20 protein-coding genes are annotated in these 16,014 nt (G+C 70.0%); 14 read left to right on the forward strand and 6 right to left on the reverse strand.

The features are described 5' to 3' along the window. Nucleotides 1–4: 4 nt before the first annotated feature. From atzF to GT007_RS05060, 3 genes are read right to left on the reverse strand one after another with little or no spacing between them, the layout of a single operon-like run. On the reverse strand, nucleotides 5–1,741 hold the full coding sequence (gene atzF, locus GT007_RS05050) for an allophanate hydrolase (protein WP_160120456.1): 1,737 nt from the start codon (nucleotides 1,739–1,741) through the stop codon (nucleotides 5–7). Next, the gene (locus GT007_RS05055; protein WP_160120457.1) at nucleotides 1,738–2,544 is read right to left on the reverse strand and encodes an alpha/beta hydrolase; all 807 of its coding nucleotides are present in this window, start codon (nucleotides 2,542–2,544) and stop codon (nucleotides 1,738–1,740) included. Before GT007_RS05055 ends, atzF begins: the two co-directional genes overlap by 4 nt. A gap of 15 nt (nucleotides 2,545–2,559) precedes the next feature. Continuing rightward, a complete protein-coding gene (locus GT007_RS05060) occupies nucleotides 2,560–3,531 on the reverse strand; it encodes a D-2-hydroxyacid dehydrogenase family protein (RefSeq protein ID WP_201451790.1) in 972 nt (323 codons plus the stop codon). A 275-nt stretch (nucleotides 3,532–3,806) separates the two neighbouring features. Between GT007_RS05060 and minC the strand changes: the two genes are divergently transcribed. The 3 genes from minC to minE are packed head-to-tail and all read left to right on the forward strand — an operon-like array spanning nucleotide 3,807 to nucleotide 5,670. Further along, nucleotides 3,807–4,556 carry a septum site-determining protein MinC gene (gene minC, locus GT007_RS05065; protein ID WP_160120458.1) on the forward strand — a complete coding sequence of 250 codons (750 nt, stop codon included), beginning with the start codon at nucleotides 3,807–3,809 and terminating at the stop codon, nucleotides 4,554–4,556. Nucleotides 4,557–4,567: 11 nt separating this feature from the next. Continuing rightward, a complete protein-coding gene (gene minD, locus GT007_RS05070) occupies nucleotides 4,568–5,389 on the forward strand; it encodes a septum site-determining protein MinD (protein WP_160120459.1) in 822 nt (273 codons plus the stop codon). Next, on the forward strand, nucleotides 5,389–5,670 hold the full coding sequence (gene minE / locus GT007_RS05075; RefSeq protein WP_160120460.1) for a cell division topological specificity factor MinE: 282 nt from the start codon (nucleotides 5,389–5,391) through the stop codon (nucleotides 5,668–5,670). The genes minD and minE overlap by 1 nt, the downstream gene beginning before the upstream one ends. 218 nt (nucleotides 5,671–5,888) lie before the next feature. On the opposite strand, the gene GT007_RS05080 is transcribed toward minE, so the two are convergent. Continuing rightward, nucleotides 5,889–6,638 carry a maleate cis-trans isomerase family protein gene (locus GT007_RS05080; RefSeq protein ID WP_160120461.1) on the reverse strand — a complete coding sequence of 250 codons (750 nt, stop codon included), beginning with the start codon at nucleotides 6,636–6,638 and terminating at the stop codon, nucleotides 5,889–5,891. A 361-nt stretch (nucleotides 6,639–6,999) separates the two neighbouring features. Between GT007_RS05080 and GT007_RS05085 the strand changes: the two genes are divergently transcribed. Genes GT007_RS05085 through rdgB form a run of 3 tightly spaced genes read left to right on the forward strand, consistent with a single transcriptional unit; the run spans nucleotide 7,000 to nucleotide 9,341 of the window. Next, nucleotides 7,000–7,974, forward strand: a complete 975-nt coding sequence (locus GT007_RS05085) for a Bug family tripartite tricarboxylate transporter substrate binding protein (protein WP_160120462.1) — start codon at nucleotides 7,000–7,002, stop codon at nucleotides 7,972–7,974. A 28-nt stretch (nucleotides 7,975–8,002) separates the two neighbouring features. Beyond that, nucleotides 8,003–8,731 carry a ribonuclease PH gene (gene rph / locus GT007_RS05090; protein ID WP_160120463.1) on the forward strand — a complete coding sequence of 243 codons (729 nt, stop codon included), beginning with the start codon at nucleotides 8,003–8,005 and terminating at the stop codon, nucleotides 8,729–8,731. Then, the gene (gene rdgB, locus GT007_RS05095; protein WP_160120464.1) at nucleotides 8,724–9,341 is read left to right on the forward strand and encodes an RdgB/HAM1 family non-canonical purine NTP pyrophosphatase; all 618 of its coding nucleotides are present in this window, start codon (nucleotides 8,724–8,726) and stop codon (nucleotides 9,339–9,341) included. Before rph ends, rdgB begins: the two co-directional genes overlap by 8 nt. Before the next feature lie 228 nt (nucleotides 9,342–9,569). Here the strand turns inward: rdgB and GT007_RS05100 are convergent, their stop codons facing one another. Both GT007_RS05100 and GT007_RS05105 read right to left on the reverse strand, forming a co-directional pair. Next, a complete protein-coding gene (locus GT007_RS05100; RefSeq protein ID WP_160120465.1) occupies nucleotides 9,570–10,322 on the reverse strand; it encodes a hypothetical protein in 753 nt (250 codons plus the stop codon). Next, a complete protein-coding gene (locus GT007_RS05105) occupies nucleotides 10,322–10,951 on the reverse strand; it encodes an MSMEG_1061 family FMN-dependent PPOX-type flavoprotein (RefSeq protein ID WP_160120466.1) in 630 nt (209 codons plus the stop codon). The genes GT007_RS05100 and GT007_RS05105 overlap by 1 nt, the downstream gene beginning before the upstream one ends. Before the next feature lie 127 nt (nucleotides 10,952–11,078). On the opposite strand from GT007_RS05105, the gene GT007_RS05110 reads away from it, so the two are divergent. The 8 genes from GT007_RS05110 to GT007_RS05145 form a co-directional block, all read left to right on the forward strand. After that, on the forward strand, nucleotides 11,079–11,822 hold the full coding sequence (locus GT007_RS05110) for a YebC/PmpR family DNA-binding transcriptional regulator (protein WP_160120467.1): 744 nt from the start codon (nucleotides 11,079–11,081) through the stop codon (nucleotides 11,820–11,822). Nucleotides 11,823–11,844: 22 nt separating this feature from the next. Beyond that, nucleotides 11,845–12,387: a crossover junction endodeoxyribonuclease RuvC gene (gene ruvC, locus GT007_RS05115; protein ID WP_160120517.1), complete on the forward strand. Its 543-nt coding sequence runs from the start codon at nucleotides 11,845–11,847 to the stop codon at nucleotides 12,385–12,387. Further along, nucleotides 12,384–12,998 (forward strand): Holliday junction branch migration protein RuvA, encoded by a 615-nt coding sequence (gene ruvA / locus GT007_RS05120; RefSeq protein ID WP_160120468.1) that lies wholly within the window; start codon nucleotides 12,384–12,386, stop codon nucleotides 12,996–12,998. Before ruvC ends, ruvA begins: the two co-directional genes overlap by 4 nt. After that, complete coding sequence (gene ruvB, locus GT007_RS05125) at nucleotides 12,995–14,020, forward strand: Holliday junction branch migration DNA helicase RuvB (protein ID WP_160120469.1); 1,026 nt, start codon at nucleotides 12,995–12,997, stop codon at nucleotides 14,018–14,020. Before ruvA ends, ruvB begins: the two co-directional genes overlap by 4 nt. Next, on the forward strand, nucleotides 14,013–14,435 hold the full coding sequence (locus tag GT007_RS05130) for a YbgC/FadM family acyl-CoA thioesterase (protein WP_160120470.1): 423 nt from the start codon (nucleotides 14,013–14,015) through the stop codon (nucleotides 14,433–14,435). The genes ruvB and GT007_RS05130 overlap by 8 nt, the downstream gene beginning before the upstream one ends. Beyond that, entirely contained in the window at nucleotides 14,432–15,175 is a 744-nt protein-coding gene (gene tolQ / locus GT007_RS05135; protein WP_160120471.1) for a protein TolQ, read from the forward strand. The genes GT007_RS05130 and tolQ overlap by 4 nt, the downstream gene beginning before the upstream one ends. 1 nt (nucleotide 15,176) lies before the next feature. Continuing rightward, nucleotides 15,177–15,686, forward strand: coding sequence for a protein TolR (tolR, locus tag GT007_RS05140; RefSeq protein ID WP_160120472.1), 510 nt, complete (start codon nucleotides 15,177–15,179; stop codon nucleotides 15,684–15,686). Nucleotides 15,687–15,728: 42 nt separating this feature from the next. Beyond that, nucleotides 15,729–16,014: hypothetical protein (locus GT007_RS05145; RefSeq protein ID WP_408015531.1), on the forward strand; the 286-nt coding region annotated here is incomplete at its 3' end.

The raw sequence follows: 16,014 nt of genomic DNA on the forward strand, positions 1-16,014 counted from the left end.
CGGGTCAGCCCTTCGTGGCCAGATAGGCGCGCCAGCCGCCGAGCGCCGTGATCTCGGGCTGGCCCTCGGTGCCCGCGGCCTCGCACAGGAAGCCGAGCGGGGCCGAGCCATCGGACAGGGTAACGCGGCCGAAGCCCAGCGGCGGCGGGATCTCGGTCAGGAAGGGGCCTAGGGCGGCGGCGGGCAGGGCCCAGACCTCGCCCTGCACGCTGCCGCCGCCCTGGCTGGCGCGCAGCAGGCCGGGGCGGTGGCCCAGCGCGAACAGCCGGTATTCCGGCGCGGTGGCGGCCGTGCGCAGGAAGCGCCCGCCATGCCCCAGCACCTGCGGGTTCAGCGGCAGCCCGGCCATATGCGCGCCGATGCAGAACAGCTCCACCTCATCGGCGGCGAGCGCGGGCGCTTGCACCGCCTCATCGGTGAAGGCGGCGGCGAGGGCGGAGATCCGGCCCTCGGTGAAGGCCGGGGAGAGGAAGGTCACACCGCAGGGGATGCCGTCCTCCCGCCGCCCATTCGGCACGGCGATGCCCGCCAGGTCGCAGAGGTTCACGAAATTCGTATAGGTGCCGAGGCGCGAATTGGCCGCGATCGGGTGGGCTGCCATCTCCTCCAGGCTCGGCAAGCCGGGGTGGGTCGGCAGCACCAGCGCGTCGGCGGCGGCGAAAATGGCGCGGGAGACGAGGCGCGCCTCCGCCACCGCGTGGAAATCGTCGAAGGCATCGACGGTGCGCCGGCCCAGCCCATCCTCCAGGATGGCGCGGGTGACGGGGTGCAGGGTCTCGGGCTTGCTCTCCACGCGCTCCCGGAGGGCGGAGGTGCGCTCGGCCACCCAGGCGCCGTCATACAGGCGGCGCGCCACGGCCAGCAGGGGCTTGATGGTCACGCGGGTGATGGTGGCGCCCAGCGCCTCCAGCCTCGCCAGCGCGGCGGCGAAGCGGGCGGCGTCCTGCGGGGTTTCGAAGACCAGCTCCGATTCGCGGGGCACGGCCAGGCGCCAGTGCGGCTGCGGGGCGGACAGCGCCTGCCAATGCGCGGGGGCGGCGCGGGAATAGGGGTCCTGCGCATCGGGGCCGCCGGCCACGCGCAGCACCTCCGCCGCGTCCGCCACGGTGTGGGCGAAGACGGAGACGCAATCGAGGCTGCGGCAGGCGGGCACCACGCCGCGCGTGGGGATCAGCCCCAGGCTGGGCTTCAGCCCCACCAGCTCCTGCGCCGCCGCCGGCACGCGGCCGCTGCCGGCGGTGTCGGTGCCCAGCGAGAAGGCCGCGATCCCGGCCGCGACCGCGGTGGCGGAGCCGGAGGAGGAACCGCCCGGAACATGCGTGGGCACCACGGCGTTGCGCGGCGTGCCATAGGGGCTGCGGCTGCCGTTCAGCCCGGTGGCGAACTGGTCGAGGTTGACCTTGCCCAGCAGGATCGCCCCCGCCGCCAGCAGGCGCGCCACCACGGGCGCGTCATCTTCCGGCACATGGGCGAAATCGGGGCAGGCGGCGGTCATGGCCAGGCCCGCCACCGCGATGTTGTCCTTCACCACGAAGGGGATGCCGAACAGGGGGCGGCCTTGCGGCCCCTCGGCCGCCAGGGCGGCGGCGCGGGCGCGCACGGCCTCGGGCGGGGTTTGGGTGATGAACAGGGCCGGGTCCGCGAAAGCGTCGATGCGGGCCAGCGCCGCCTCCGCCACCTCCAGCGGCGAGCCGCCGGCGGTATAGAAGCCGCGCAGGGAGGCGATGGTCGGCGGTGTCACTTGAGCAACTCGGCTGCGGCCCTCAGCAGCGCGCCATCCGGCTGCCGCAGCGCCCGCAGCACCGAGAAATGCTCGGCGCCCGGGATGGGCAGCAGCGGCCCCGGCGCGTGCTGGCTGGCCCGCCAGGCGTGGAAATCCCGCGACTGCTGCTGCAGCGCCGGCAGCTCCGCCGAGCCATAGGTGACCAGGATAGGCTTCTGCACCGCGGGCCGGCGGATGGGCGACAGCTCCGCGATCTCCTCATCCCTCAGCTTCAGCGCGGTGTTGAGGTAGGTGTCGCGGATCGGCCCCAGCTCATAGATGCCCGAGATGGCGACGGCGGCGCTGACGGAGGGGTGCTCCGCGCCCATCGCCGTCAGGTGCCCGCCGGCCGACCAGCCGGACAGCACCACGGGCCCGGCCATGCCGTGTTCCGCCCCATGGGCCGAAAGCCAGTCCAGCGCCTTGTGGATCTGCCAGACCAGCTGCGTCAGCGTCACGTCCGGGCACAGATCGTAGCCGCACAGGCCGAAGCCCCAGCCCATCGCCCGCGCGCCCTCGGCCATGCAGAAGAAATCCTGCCGCCGGTTGCGCTGCCAGTAGCCGCCATGGATGAAGACCAGGATCGGCGCGTTGGGGTCCTCCGCCGGCCACAGATCCCATTGCTGGCGTTCCGTCTCGCCATAGGGCAGGGCGGCCAGCGGCGGGGTGATGGCGGCGGAGGCCTCGTTGCGCTCCGCGATCTGCGCCGCCGAATCGGCCACGGCCAGATTGTTGTTGAAGGACGCGTCGCGCGCGGCCTGCGACATGCTGGACCAATCCATAGGCGGCGGCACTCCTTAGCCGATGATTCGAATCGGGTTTCCGGCAAGGTAGGCTTCGATCACCTCGACCGCACCGGCGAAATACTGTGCGAAATTTTCGGCCGAGACGTAACCCAGATGCGGCGTGAGCAGCGCATGCGGCGCGCTGAGCAAGGGATGGGCAGGCGGGATAGGTTCCTGATCATACACATCAATCCCCGCGCCCGCGATCTGGCCGGTCTGCAGGGCGGCGATCAGCGCCTCCTGGTCGATCAGCGGGCCGCGGCTGGTGTTGATGATGATGGCGCTGGGCTTCATCAGCGCCAGGTCATGGGCTGCCACGATGCCGCGCGAACGCTCGGACAGCAGCAGATGCAGGGTGACCACATCGGACTGGGCCAGCAGCTCCGCCTTCTCCACGCGGGTGGCGCCGACAGCGGCGGCCGCCTCCGCCGTCAGGTTCTGCGACCAGGCCAGCACCTTCATGCCGAAGGCCTGGCCCACCTTGGCCACCCGGGTGCCGAGCTTGCCCAGGCCGATCACGCCCAGCGTCTTGCCCTCCACTGTGCTGCCCACCCCGCCCAGCAGGGTTTCGCGCTGCCAGGTGCCGGCGCGCAGGCTCTCGGCCTGTTCCGGCAGGCCGCGCATCAGGTTGATGATCAGGCCCCAGGTGATCTCGACCGTCGGCGCGCCGAAGCTGGAGGTGCCGCAGAAGGTGATGCCGCGTTCCTTGCAGGCCGCGTCGTCGATGCCGCGGTTGCGCTCGCCGGTGGTGATCAGCAGCTTGAGATTGGGCAGGCGCTCGATCAGGCTGCGGGGGAAGGGGGTGCGCTCGCGCATCGCCAGGATGGCGTCGAAGGGGGCCAGGCGCTCCACCAGCGCGTCCTCATCCTTCAGCGTGTCGCGGAACACGGTCTTTTCCAGCCCGGGCAGCCGGGCCCAGGCGGGGTGGGAGAGGGTGAGCCCCTGGTAGTCGTCCAGGATGGCGAGGTGGCGGATCTCGGGCATGGAAGTTTCCTGCGGAATGGAGCAGTGATGTTGGGGCCGCATGCCGCCTGTAAACCGCCCCGCCGTCAATCCGGGGGGCCGCCAGGGGGCGGATTGGCCGGAAAGCCGGGATTTCTTGGGGTTTGCGCGTGTCATCCCCGTTATCCACAGGGGGTTCAGCTTCCTTCTTTGCCCCGCGCTCCGCTACGGTTGGGGTTTGCGGGACTCCGGCGCTTGGCCCATGAGCCAGCGGAACCCACATTATTCTTCATAGACCAGGACGCACGCCGAACCCGATGACCGCCGCCGCACAACAGCACGTCTTGCCAGGGGCCGATGCGTTCCGCCTGCGCGCGGGCAATTTCAGCATCCTGGTGTTGCGGCTGCTGGATGGCAGGCCGGAGGTGGTGCTGCCCGCGCTGGGCGACCAGTTCCGCCGCGCGCCGGGCTTCCTGCGCTTCGCGCCCATCGCCATCGGGCTGGATGACCTGAACCTGACCCCCGCCGAGGTGGATTTCCCGGGCCTGGTCGCCGGGCTGCGCGCGCTGGACATCGTGCCGATGGGGGTCGTGGGCGGCAGCCCCGCCCTGCGCCAGGCCGCCGCCGCCGCCGGGCTCTCGGCCCTGCGCCCCTCCGGCGCCGAGAAGGAGATCGAGCCGGCCCCCGCCCCGGTGGAGGCCGCGCCCCCCATCCCGGGCCCCGATTTCCGCGGCACCGGCCGCACGGCGATGATCGTGACGCAGCCCGTGCGCAGCGGCAGCCGCATCTACGCCGAGGGCGCCGACCTGATCATCACCGCCACCGTGAATGCAGGGGCGGAGGTGATCGCGGACGGCAACATCCATGTCTATGGCGCGCTGCGCGGCCGGGCGGTGGCGGGTGCCGCCGACAATCCGGAGGCACGGGTGTTCGCGTTGAACTTCGACCCGGAGCTGATCGCCATCGCCGGCTTCTATGCCGTGCGGGAGGGGCTGTCCGCCGCCCCGATCGGGCGCACCGTCATGGTGCGGCTGGACGGCGAATCACTGCGTTTCGAGAAGTTGTGAGAGGGTAGCGCATGGCACAGGTCATCACGGTCACGTCCGGCAAGGGTGGGGTGGGCAAGACCACCTCCTCGGCCGCTTTCGCCACCGGCCTCGCGCAGCGGGGCAAGCGCACGGTCGTCATCGACTTCGACGTCGGGCTGCGCAACCTCGACCTGATCATGGGCGTGGAACGGCGGGTGGTGTTCGACATCATCAATGTCATCACCGGCGAAGCGAAGCTCAACCAGGCGCTGATCAAGGACAAGCGGGTGGATGGGCTCTACATCCTTCCGGCCAGCCAGACGCGCGACAAGGATGCGCTGACGCATGAGGGCGTGGGCAAGATCATCGAGGAGCTGGCGAAGGATTTCGACTACATCCTGTGCGACAGCCCCGCCGGTATCGAGCGCGGCGCCCTGCATGCCCTGTATCACGCCGACCAGGCCATCGTGGTGACGAACCCCGAGGTCAGCTCCGTCCGTGACTCTGACCGTATTCTGGGCGTGATCCAGTCCCGCTCCAAGCGCGCGGAGGAGAAGCGGGAGCCGGTGAAGCAGCACCTGCTGCTGACCCGCTACGACCCGGTGCGCGTGGAGCGCGGCGAGATGCTGAAGCTGGAGGATGTGCTGGAGATCCTGGCCATTCCGCTGTTGGGCGTGATCCCGGAAAGCGAGAGCGTGCTGAAGGCCAGCAACAGCGGCAATCCGGTTATCCTGGACAATGAGAGCACCGCCGGTCAGGCTTACGCCGACGCCGTCGCCCGATTCCTGGGCGAGGACCGTCCCCAGCGTTTCCTGGAAGTGGAAAAGAAAAAGGGCCTGTTCGGGCGCCTGTTCGGCGGGAGGGCCGCGTGATGTCCTGGCTGGATTTTTTCCGGGCCCAGAAGCCGCCAGCGGCCAGCGCCTCTCAGGCGAAGGACCGGCTGCAGATCATCCTGGCGCATGAGCGCGTGAGCCGCGATGGCGACGACTTCCTGCCCAAGCTGCAGCAGGAGTTGCTGGAAGTGGTCGCGCGCTATGTGAAGGTGGATGCGAACAAGGTGCAGGTGAACCTGGAACGCGGCCAGGGCATGAGCACGCTGGAAATCGGCGTGGAACTGCCTGGCAACGGGACGGCGAAGCGCAGCGCGGCCTGAAGAGCGAAAAGGCCGAGGGGCGCCGCCCCTCGGGCTCCCCGGCAGGAGCCGAAAGGCCCCTGCACCCCATGAGTTTGGCGCGGACCTTGGCAGCGTTTTCTCATTGAATTTTATGACATAATTGGCGTCTCGCCTGCCAAGGCGAAGCGCCAATTCATGGCTTCAAGGGGTTGCTGCAATCCTTTGGGATGTCGCTAGGGGCAATGCCCCCGCCGCCCTCAGAATTCCTCCAGCAGCCGCCCCATGCCGCCGATCTTGTCCTGGATGCCGTTCTGCCGCAGCGCGTGCCAGTAGGTGGCGGTGTTGATCGCGATCACCGGCTTGCCCAGCCACAGCTCCGCCGCCGCGGCCAGCTTCACCATGGACAGGTTGGTGCCCACCTGGATGATGGCGTCCACGTCATCGCCGTCCAGTTGCCGCAGGGCATCGCGGCACTGGGCGGTGGTGATCTCCGCGATGCCGATCCAGCTGCGCGCCTGCATGGCGTGGTCGCGCACCACCTCGAAACCCATATCGCCGAAATAGAGCTTCACCTGCTCATTCATCGCGGGCCAGTAGGGGGAGAGGATCGCCAGCCGCTTCACCCCGCCATAGGCGTTCAGCGCCGCCGTGCAGGCATGGCTGCCGATGGAGATGCCCACCCCCGAGGCGTCCTCCACCTGTTTCTGGAATTCGTCGGCGCCTTTTCTACCATCAAAAAAGGTCACGGCTGACATGCCCATCACCAGATAGTCGGGCTTGGCGGTCATCACGCTGTGGACGGCATCCAGCGTGTTGTTCCCGATCAGCCGCGCGCCGGCCAGGAAGGTCTCGTTCGAGACGGCATCCGAATTCGGCGTGAAGATGCGGCTGTAGTGGTTGGTGACGCCAAACGGGCGCATCGCCTCGAAATCCGGCTGCACGATGGTGTTGGTGGAAGGGCCGAGCACCCCGAACTTGCGCCGGAACCCCAGGGCGTCACGTGACATGGTCTGCACTCCGCATGAAAGGCAGCAGGGAGCAAAACCGGAATTGCGAGCTTCAGCAAGCGTTTGCGCATAATTTTCTGCAAACTGTGCTCTTGGGCGAAGCTTTGCGTGCAAACCGCTGGCACATGCCGAAAACATGGGCGAAGCCCGGCGAAAAACCCGTGGAAAGCTGGGCGCTGGCAGTTTGACAAACGCTTGCGCGTCGGGCGCCATCCGCTCTTTCCCGCATGGCGCGTCCCGGTCTGGCCTGGACCGCGCGCCGGGCGGGGGAAAGCACTGATTCGCTTGCGCGCGCCCGGCCTGGCGCGTGACCTACCGGGATGCCGCCCAGGGCCGGGCGGCGGAGTTGCAAGGGACGAGCATGCGCCGTCGTGATCTTCCGGCCGGGGCCGGGATGCTGTTCGCCGCCATGGCGGGGCTGGGCCGGGATGCCCGGGCCCAGGGCGATTACCCCAACCGGCCGGTGCGCTTCATCGTGCCCGGCCCCGCCGGCGGCGCCGGCGACGTGCTGGGCCGCCTAGTGATGGAGCGCTACGGCACCCTGTTCAACCAGCCCTTCCCGATCGAGAACCGCGCCGGCGCCGGCACCAATATCGGCATGACCGTGCTCGCCCGTTCCGCGCCTGACGGCTACACGCTGGGGCTGTCCTCCATCGCCTCCAACGCGGTGAACCGCTGGATCTACCGCAACATGCCCTTCGACCCGGTGCGCGACTTCGCGCAGGTCGGCATGATCGCGGTGGTGCCCAACCTGGTGGTCATCCCCAACAGCATCCCGGCGAACAATGTGCGCGAATTCATCGCCTGGGCGCGGGGCAAGGCGGTCTCCTACGGCTCGGTCGGCGCGGGGTCGTCGCAGCATCTGGCGGGGGCGCAGTTCAGCCAGGCCTCGGGCGTGGACCTGACGCACATCGCCTATACCTCCTCGGGCTCCATGAACACGGACCTGATGGAAGGGCGCACCCAGATGCTGTTCCAGTCCATCTCCGCGGTGACGGAGCTGGTGCGCGGCGGCCGTCTGAAGGCCATCGCCGTGACCGGGCCGGACCGCGTGCAGGCCTTCCCCGAGGTGCCGACCTTCCGCGAGCAGGGGCTCGACATCGTCTCCATGGGCTGGTTCGGGGTGCAGGCGCCGGCCGGCACGCCGGAACCCGTCATCGCCAAGCTGGCCGAGAACCTGACGCGCATCCTGCGCGAGCCGGACATGCAGGCCCGCATCCTGCAGGGCGGCGCCGTGCCGATGATCGCCACCCCGGCCGAGACCGTCGCCTTCATGGCCGCCGAGACCGAGCGCTGGCGCCCGGTGATCGCGGCCACCGGCCTGACGGTGGATTAGGCGCTTTTTCTGGCGTATTCCGCCGGGCATGAGCATGACCCGTCCTTCTGGTCGCCTGCCCGGCGCCCTGCGTTCCCTGTCCATCGAGACCGGCTTCTCCCGCCATGCGGAGGGTTCCGCCCTCATTCGCATGGGCCATACGGAGGTGCTGTGCACCGCCACCATCGAGGGCAAGGTGCCGCCCTTCCTGCGCGGCAAGGGCGAGGGCTGGGTCACGGCCGAATACGGCATGCTGCCGCGCGCCACCCACAGCCGCGGCGACCGTGAGGCCGCGCGCGGCAAGCAATCCGGCCGCACCCAGGAAATCCAGCGCCTGATCGGCCGCGCGCTCCGCGCCGTGGTGGACCGCAAGGCGATGGGCGAGATGTCCATCATCCTGGATTGCGACGTGCTGAACGCCGATGGCGGCACCCGCTGCGCCGCCGTCTCCGGCGCCTGGGTCGCGCTGCACCTGGCCCTGCGCCACGCCATGAACAAGAACATCCTGGGCACCATGCCGCTGACCGACCAGGTCGCCGCCGTCTCCTGCGGGATCTGGCAGGGCAGCCCCGTGCTGGACCTGGACTACGCCGAGGACAGCAAGGCCGACGCCGACGCCAATTTCGTGCTGACCGGCAAGGGCGGCCTGGTGGAAGTGCAGGGCACCGCCGAGGGCGCGCCCTTCAGCGAGGCCCAGTTGCTGGACCTGCTCAACCTGGCCCGCGAAGGCACCGCCCTGATCTTCGCCGAGCAGAAGAAGGCCGTGGGCATTGGCTGAGGCCCCGCGCAAGCTGGCTGGCGGCAAGCTGGTGCTGGCCAGCCACAATGCCGGCAAACTGCGGGAGCTGCGCGCCCTGCTGACCCCGCACGGCATCGAGGTGGTCAGCGCCGGCGAACTCGGCCTGCCGGAACCCGAGGAAACCGGCACCACCTTCGAGGAAAACGCCGCCATCAAGGCCCTGGCGGCCGCCACCGCCACCAGCCTGCCGGCCCTGGCGGACGACAGCGGCGTGATGATCGCGGCGCTGGGCGGCGCCCCCGGCGTCTACACCGCCGACTGGGCCATCACCGCCGACGGCAGCCGCGACTACGCCGCCGCCATGGCCCGCGTGGCCGAGGAAGCCGAAGGCAGCCCCGACCGGCGCGCCGCCTTCGTCTCCGTCCTGGCCCTGGCCTGGCCGGATGGACACGTCCAATTCTACCACGGCCGCTCCGACGGGCAGTGGGTCTACCCCCCGCGCGGCACCCAGGGCTTCGGCTACGACCCGCTCTTCATCCCCGAAGGCGACACCCGCACCTACGGCGAAATGCCCCCAGCCGACAAAGCCCTGACCAACCACCGCGCCCGGGCGTTCGCGCAGTTCGAGGCGGGGGCGCTGGGCGGGTAAGGCGGCGTGCGAGAGGGGCTTTGCCCCCCTCGCGCTCCCCCCACCAAAGGCCAAAAGGCCCTTGGAACCCAATTAATTGGAAGTTGGGAGAGGGGGCTCCAAGCGCGCTTCGGGGAGGAAGGCCAGTCGCGCCCCCTCACCCAACTTCCAAACTAAACTGATGGGGTCCAGGGGCCTTTCGGCTCCTGGCGGGAGAGCACGAGAGGGCAGAGCCCTCTCGTATACCACCTACCCACCCAGCGCCCGCCTTGCCTGTTCGATCTCCGGGATCGCGTCATGGTCGCTCAGGATCAGGGCTTCGAAGGCGGAGCGCAGGTAGGCGAAGGCCCAGCGCAGCCGTTGGGTGGCGGCGTCGGTCTGGGGGGCGCGCAGGGCTTCGAGGCGCGCCAGGGCTTCGCTGTGCAGGTCCATCTGTTGGCGGATGCGCCAGCCTTGGCCGGACATTTCGCTGCCGAAGGCCGGGCGCAGCCCGACGCGGGCCTCGACGGAGCGGGGGGCTGGCAGGTCCTGGTCGGTGATGCCGAGCTGTTCCTGCAGCCGGGCGCCGGCGCTGAACACTTCCTCCCGGGTGAAGCGGGTGGCGTCCTGCTCGGCGGTGCCGGTCAGGCGGGTGGCCAGGGTGCGCAGGGTGGCGAAGTAGTCCGCCAGGGCGCGGCCATGGGCCTGGGTGATGGAAAGCAGCACGATCCGCGCGCCGATGTTGCAGCGTTCCCGCGCCACGGCCGACAGGGTGGCGGGGGCTGTGCAGTCGGGCGCGGGCGGCCGCGGTGGCGGGGCCTCGGCGCGGCGGCCGCGGCGGGTGGGCGCGGGCTGCGGGTCGGGGGGCAGGTCGGGCCAGTCCAGGGTCTGGGCGCGCTCGGTTTCGCGCGCCAGGGCGTTGGCGTAGCCGCGCATGACCTCGGCGAAGGCGTCGTAGCGGTCGGGCGGCGTGGCGCAGGCCGAAACGGCCAAGCCCAGCACCAGCAGCAGGAAAGGGCGCATCAGTACAGCGTCGCCCGCAGGCGCGCGGGGCCGTCGCGGTCATAGGCGGCGGCGTCGAAATGGCCCTTCAGGTGCTCGGCGAGCAGCTGGCCCATGCTGGGCAGTTCCTCCGGCCGTTTCTGCCCGCCCCACAGCACGGAGCGGATGAAGGCCTTGGGGCATTGCAGATAGGCCTCGGTCACGCGCACCACCAGCAGGCTGGTGGGTTCCTTGCCGTCGGCGATGCATCGGGCGCGCAGGGCGGGGTCGGTGGTGATGCGGGCCTGGCCGTGCACGCGCAGGGTCTCGCCGGCGCCGGGCACCAGGAACAGGAAGGCGACGGCGGGGTTGTCGATGATGTCCTTCAGCCCGTCCAGCCGGTTGTTTCCGCGCCGGTCGGGCAGGATCAGGGTGGTTTCGTCCGGTGTCAGCACGAAGCCCGGGGCGTCGCCGCGCGGGGTCACATGCGGGCCGCGCGGGCCGCTGGTGGCCAGCAGGCAGAAGGGCGAGGCCGCGATGAAGGCGCGGGATTTCGCCTCCAACCGGTTCGTGACCTTGTTCAGCACGGTTTCGGAGGGGGGCGCATACAGGGCCGCCAAGGCCTCATGCGTGGCGATGGCAAAGGGGTCTGCCGGCGGGTTCGCGTCCATTCCGTGATGTTGCTCCGGGTTTCCGCGCCTTGCCAGATGTTTCCCCGCATGGCGGCGGTGGCAAATCTCTGAGGCCATGGTTATATCAGCCGCAATTCATCCAGTTTCTGAGGTTCAGGGGCAGGGCATGGCCGGCCATTCGCAATTCAAGAACATCATGCACCGCAAGGGCGGGCAGGACGCGAAGCGTTCCCGCGCCTTCGCCAAGATCGGGCGCGAGATCAGTGTCTCGGTGAAGGGCGGCTCGCCCGACCCGGCCCATAACCCGCGCCTGCGCGCGGCGCTGGTGGCCGCGCGCCTGGCCAATATGTCCAAGGACGCGGTGGACCGCGCCATCAAGAAGGCCTCTGGCGCCGGCGGTGGCGAGGATTACGTCGAGGTCCGGTATGAGGGCCGCGGCCCCGGCAATGTGGCCATCATCGTCGAGGCGCTGACGGACAACCGCAACCGCACCGCGTCGGACCTGCGCTCCATGTTCTCCAAATATGGCGGCGCCTTCGGTGAGACGGTGGCCTTCCAGTTCGACCGGATCGGCGCCGTGCGCTACCCGGCGGCGGTGGCCGATGCCGATACCATGCTGGAGGCCGCGATCGAGGCCGGCGCCGACGATGTGAGCAGCACCGCCCAGGGCCATGAGGTGATCACGGCCCCCGACGCCCTGGCCGCCGTGCAGGCCGCGCTGGAGGCGAGGTTCGGCGAGGCCGAGAGCGCCAAGCTGGAATGGCGCCCCAACATGACCGTGCCGCTGGACGAGGAGCAGGCGGTGACCCTGCTGAAGCTGCTCGACCTGCTGGACGACCATGACGACGTGCAGAACGTGACCGCCAATTTCGAGATCGACGAGGCGGTGATGGAGAAGCTCTCGGCATGACCCTGTGCCGCGCCGCTTCCGCATGGGGGTTGGCGTGATCCTGACGGGCGTTGTCCGCATCCTGGGTCTCGACCCTGGCCTGACCCATACGGGCTGGGGCCTGATCGAAGCCGCGCGCGGGCGGCTGGTGCATGTGGCGCATGGGGCGATCTCCACCAAGCCCGTCACCCCGCTGCCGGAGCGGCTGTCGGCCATCTACCGGGGCCTGGAGGCCCTGCTGATGGAGCTGCGGCCGGATGAGGCGGCGGTGGAGCATACCTATGTCAACAAGAACCCCGCGGCCGCGCTGAAGCTGGGCCAGGCGCGGGGCGTGGTGCTGCTGGCGCCCGCCATGGCCGGGCTGCCGGTGGCCGAATACCAGGCGATGGAAGTGAAGCGCGCGGTGGTCGGCACCGGCCACGCCGACAAGATCCAGGTGCAGGACATGGTCAAGCGCCTGCTGCCGGGTGCCAAGCTGGCGCGCGCCGATGCAGCGGATGCGCTGGCCATCGCCATCTGCCACGCCCATCACCGCGAAACCCGGGTCACGCTGGCCCAGGCCGCCCAGCGCGCGGTGAGCGCATGATCGCGGCCCTGACCGGCCGGGTGGACGCGGTGCAGGATGGCGCCGTGGTGCTGGACGTGAACGGCGTCGGCTACCTCGTCCAATGCTCCCGCCGCACGCTGGACCGGCTGACGGCGCGGGAGGGCGTGCAGAAGCTGCTGGTGGAAACCCGCGTCAGCCAGGATGCCATCACCCTGTTCGGCTTCATGGATGCCGGTGAGCGCGAGGCCTTCCGCGCGCTGATCGAGGTGAAGACGGTGGGGCCGCAGAAGGCGCTGCTGGTGCTCTCGGGCCTGGACCCCAACGGGTTGGCGCGCGCGATCGCCGCCAAGGAACGCAAGAAGCTGTCCGAGGTGAAGGGGCTGGGGGCCGCCACCGCCAACCGCATTATCGACGAACCCGCCATGCAGAAATGGGCCGTTGGCCGCGCCATGCCGGAGGCCGATGGTGTGGGCGCGGTGGAGCCGCCGCCCACGGGCGGCGCGGAGCGGGATGCGGTGTCGGCGCTGGTGAATCTGGGCATGAAGCGGCCGGAGGCGGAGGCCGCCATCACCCGCGTGGCCAAGCGCCTGGGTGAGGCCGCGACGCTGGATGCGCTGATCCGCGAAGGGCTGAAGGAATTCGCCCGGTGAGCGAGCGCATCGCAGACCCCGAACGCCGCGAGGAAGACGCCACCGAAGGCGCGCTGCGCCCGCAGAACCTGGCCGAATTCACCGGTCAGAAGATCGTGCGCGAGAACCTCTCGGTCTTCATCCAGGCCGCGAAGGCGCGCGGCGAGGCGCTGGACCATGTGCTGCTGCACGGCCCCCCGGGGCTGGGCAAGACCACGCTGGCGCAGATCGTCTCCCGCGAACTCGGCGTGGGCTTCCGCGCCACCTCCGGCCCCGTGCTGCAACGGGCGGGGGACCTCGCGGCCATCCTGACCAACCTGCAGCCGCGCGACGTGCTGTTCGTGGATGAGATCCATCGCCTGCAGCCCGCCATCGAGGAAACCCTCTATCCCGCGATGGAGGATTTCCAGCTCGACCTCATCATCGGGGAGGGGCCGGCGGCGCGCACTGTGCGCATCGACCTGCCGCCCTTCACCCTGGTGGGGGCCACCACGCGCTCCGGCCTGCTGGCACAGCCGCTGCGCGACCGCTTCGGCATCCCGCTGCGCCTGGTGCTGTACACGCCCGAGGAGCTGCTCGGCATCGTCCGGCGCGGGGCCTCCAAGCTCGGTTTCGACCTGGCGGAGGAAGGGGCGCAGGAAATCGCCCGCCGGTCGCGCGGCACGCCGCGCATCGCCGGCCGCCTGCTGCGCCGTATCCGCGATTTTGCCCTGGTCGAGGAATGCGTGGCCGACCGCCGCATGGTGGATGCGGCCCTCGCGCGCCTGGAAGTGGACGCGCGCGGGCTGGATGCGATGGACCGGCGTTACCTGCTGCGCATCGCCCAGCACCACAATGGCGGGCCGGTGGGGGTCGAGACGCTGGCCGCCGCCCTGGCCGAAAGCCGCGACACGCTGGAAGACGTGATCGAGCCCTATCTGATCCAGGAAGGCTTCGTGCTGCGCACCCAGCGCGGCCGCATGCTGGGCGAGGCCGGCTGGCGGCACCTGGGCATGGCGCCCCCCGCCGGCTTCTCCGGCCAGGGAGACCTGCTGGATGGATGAATTCCTGTATCCCGTCCGTGTCTATTACGAGGACACGGATGCGGGCGGCATCGTGTATCATGCCACCTACCTCCGCTGGGCCGAGCGTGCCCGCACCGAGGCCCTGCGTGCCCTCCATCTCCCCCATGCGGAGATGGCATCCCAGCATGGCGCCTTCCTGGTGGTGAAGCGGGTCGAGGTGGAGTATGCGAAGCCCGCCCGGCTGGACGATTTGGTCACGGTCCGAACGCGCATCCGCCATGTGGGTGCCGCGCTCGACCTGGATCAGGACGTGCTGCTGGACCATGAGATGCTGGCCGCGCTGAAGGTGCGGCTGGTGTGTGTGGGGGCCAACGGGCTGCGCCCACGTCCCGTGCCAGAACCCTGGCGGTCCGCGCTGCGCGCGCGGATCGCCCCGCCGGAGAATGCCGCATGAATGGTGTGACATCCGCCCCCCTCGCCGCGTCGCATGACCTGTCCCTGCTCGGGCTGTTCATGCAGGCCGACTGGGTGGTGAAGCTCGTGATGCTGGGCCTGATCATGGCCAGTGTCTTTGTCTGGGCCATCGTGTTCGAGAAGTTCACCTCCCTGCGCCGCGCGAAGCGCGAGGCGGATGCGCTGGAGGACGCCTTCTGGTCCGGCGGCAGCCTGGACGAGCTGTTCCGCCGCCAGGGCGAGGTGCCGTCCCACCCGATGGCCGCCGTCTTCGTCTCCGGCATGCGGGAATGGCGCCGCAGCATGGAAAACACCGGCACCGCGCAGTTCGTCGCCGGCACCAAGGAACGCGTGGAGCGCGCCATGGGCGTGACCATCCAGCGGGAGATGGAGCGGCTGGAAAAGCGCATGACCGTGCTGGCCAACACCGGCTCGGCCGCCCCCTTTGTCGGCCTATTCGGCACGGTGTGGGGCATCATGAACAGCTTCGCGGCGATCGCCGGCATGCAGAACACCTCGCTGGCCGTGGTCGCCCCCGGCATCGCGGAGGCGCTGTTCGCCACCGCCATGGGTCTGGTGGCCGCCATCCCGGCGGTGCTGATGTACAACATGATCTCCTCGCAGCTGGCCAAGTTCGCCTCCCGCATGGAAGGCTTCGCGGCGGAATTCAGCGCCATCCTCTCCCGCCAGACGGAACAGGCGGCCGCCAGCCGCCGCCCCGCGGGCACCGAGGCGCTCTGACATGGCCGGTGGCATCATGAACCGGGGCGGCGGCGGGCGCCGCTATCGCCCCATGGCCGAGATCAACGTGACACCGATGGTGGACGTGATGCTCGTGCTGCTCATCATCTTCATGGTGGCGGCGCCGATGATGACCACCGGTGTGCCGGTGGACCTGCCCCGCACCCAGGCCACGCCGATCAACCAGGAGCAGGAACCCATCACCATCTCGATCAACCCGGAAGGCAAGATCTACATCCAGGAGACCGAGGTGCAGATGGAGGAGCTGGTTCCCCGCCTGCGCGCCATCGCGGAGGCCCAGCCGACCGCCCAGGGCCAGCCGGAGCGCCGCATCTTCGTGCGCGGCGACCGCGCCATCTCCTATGGCCGGGTGATGGAGGTGATGGGCAACATCGCCGCCGGCGGGTTCACCCGCGTGGCGCTGCTGGCCGAACAGCCGGCCGCCGCACGCCCCGGTACCGCACCCGCAGCCCCCGTGGCGGGTCCGCGTCAGCAGCAGCGGCAGAGGTAAGGAACAGGCACGGTGGTGCGGGGTTTGCGATTCTGGGTGGGGTTGAGCGGTGCGATTCACCTGCTCATCCTGCTGCTCATCATCCTGGATATCCTTCCTCAGCGCCGCCTGCCGGAGCCGGAGGAGGCGATCCCGGTCGAACTGATCGCCCCCATCCCGGCCCAGATGGCCGAGGGCGAGGTGCTGGCCCCCACCCCGGCCCCCCCGGTGCCGGACGCGCCGACGGCCGAGCAGATCCCGACCCCGCCGGTGCCGAACCAGCCGATCGCGCCCCCGCCGCCCCCGCCTCCGCCGCCGCCCGCGCCGCAGCAGGCCAGCGCGCCGCCGC

The organism is Rhodovarius lipocyclicus (assembly GCF_009900765.1).
Lineage (GTDB): Bacteria > Pseudomonadota > Alphaproteobacteria > Acetobacterales > Acetobacteraceae > Rhodovarius > Rhodovarius lipocyclicus.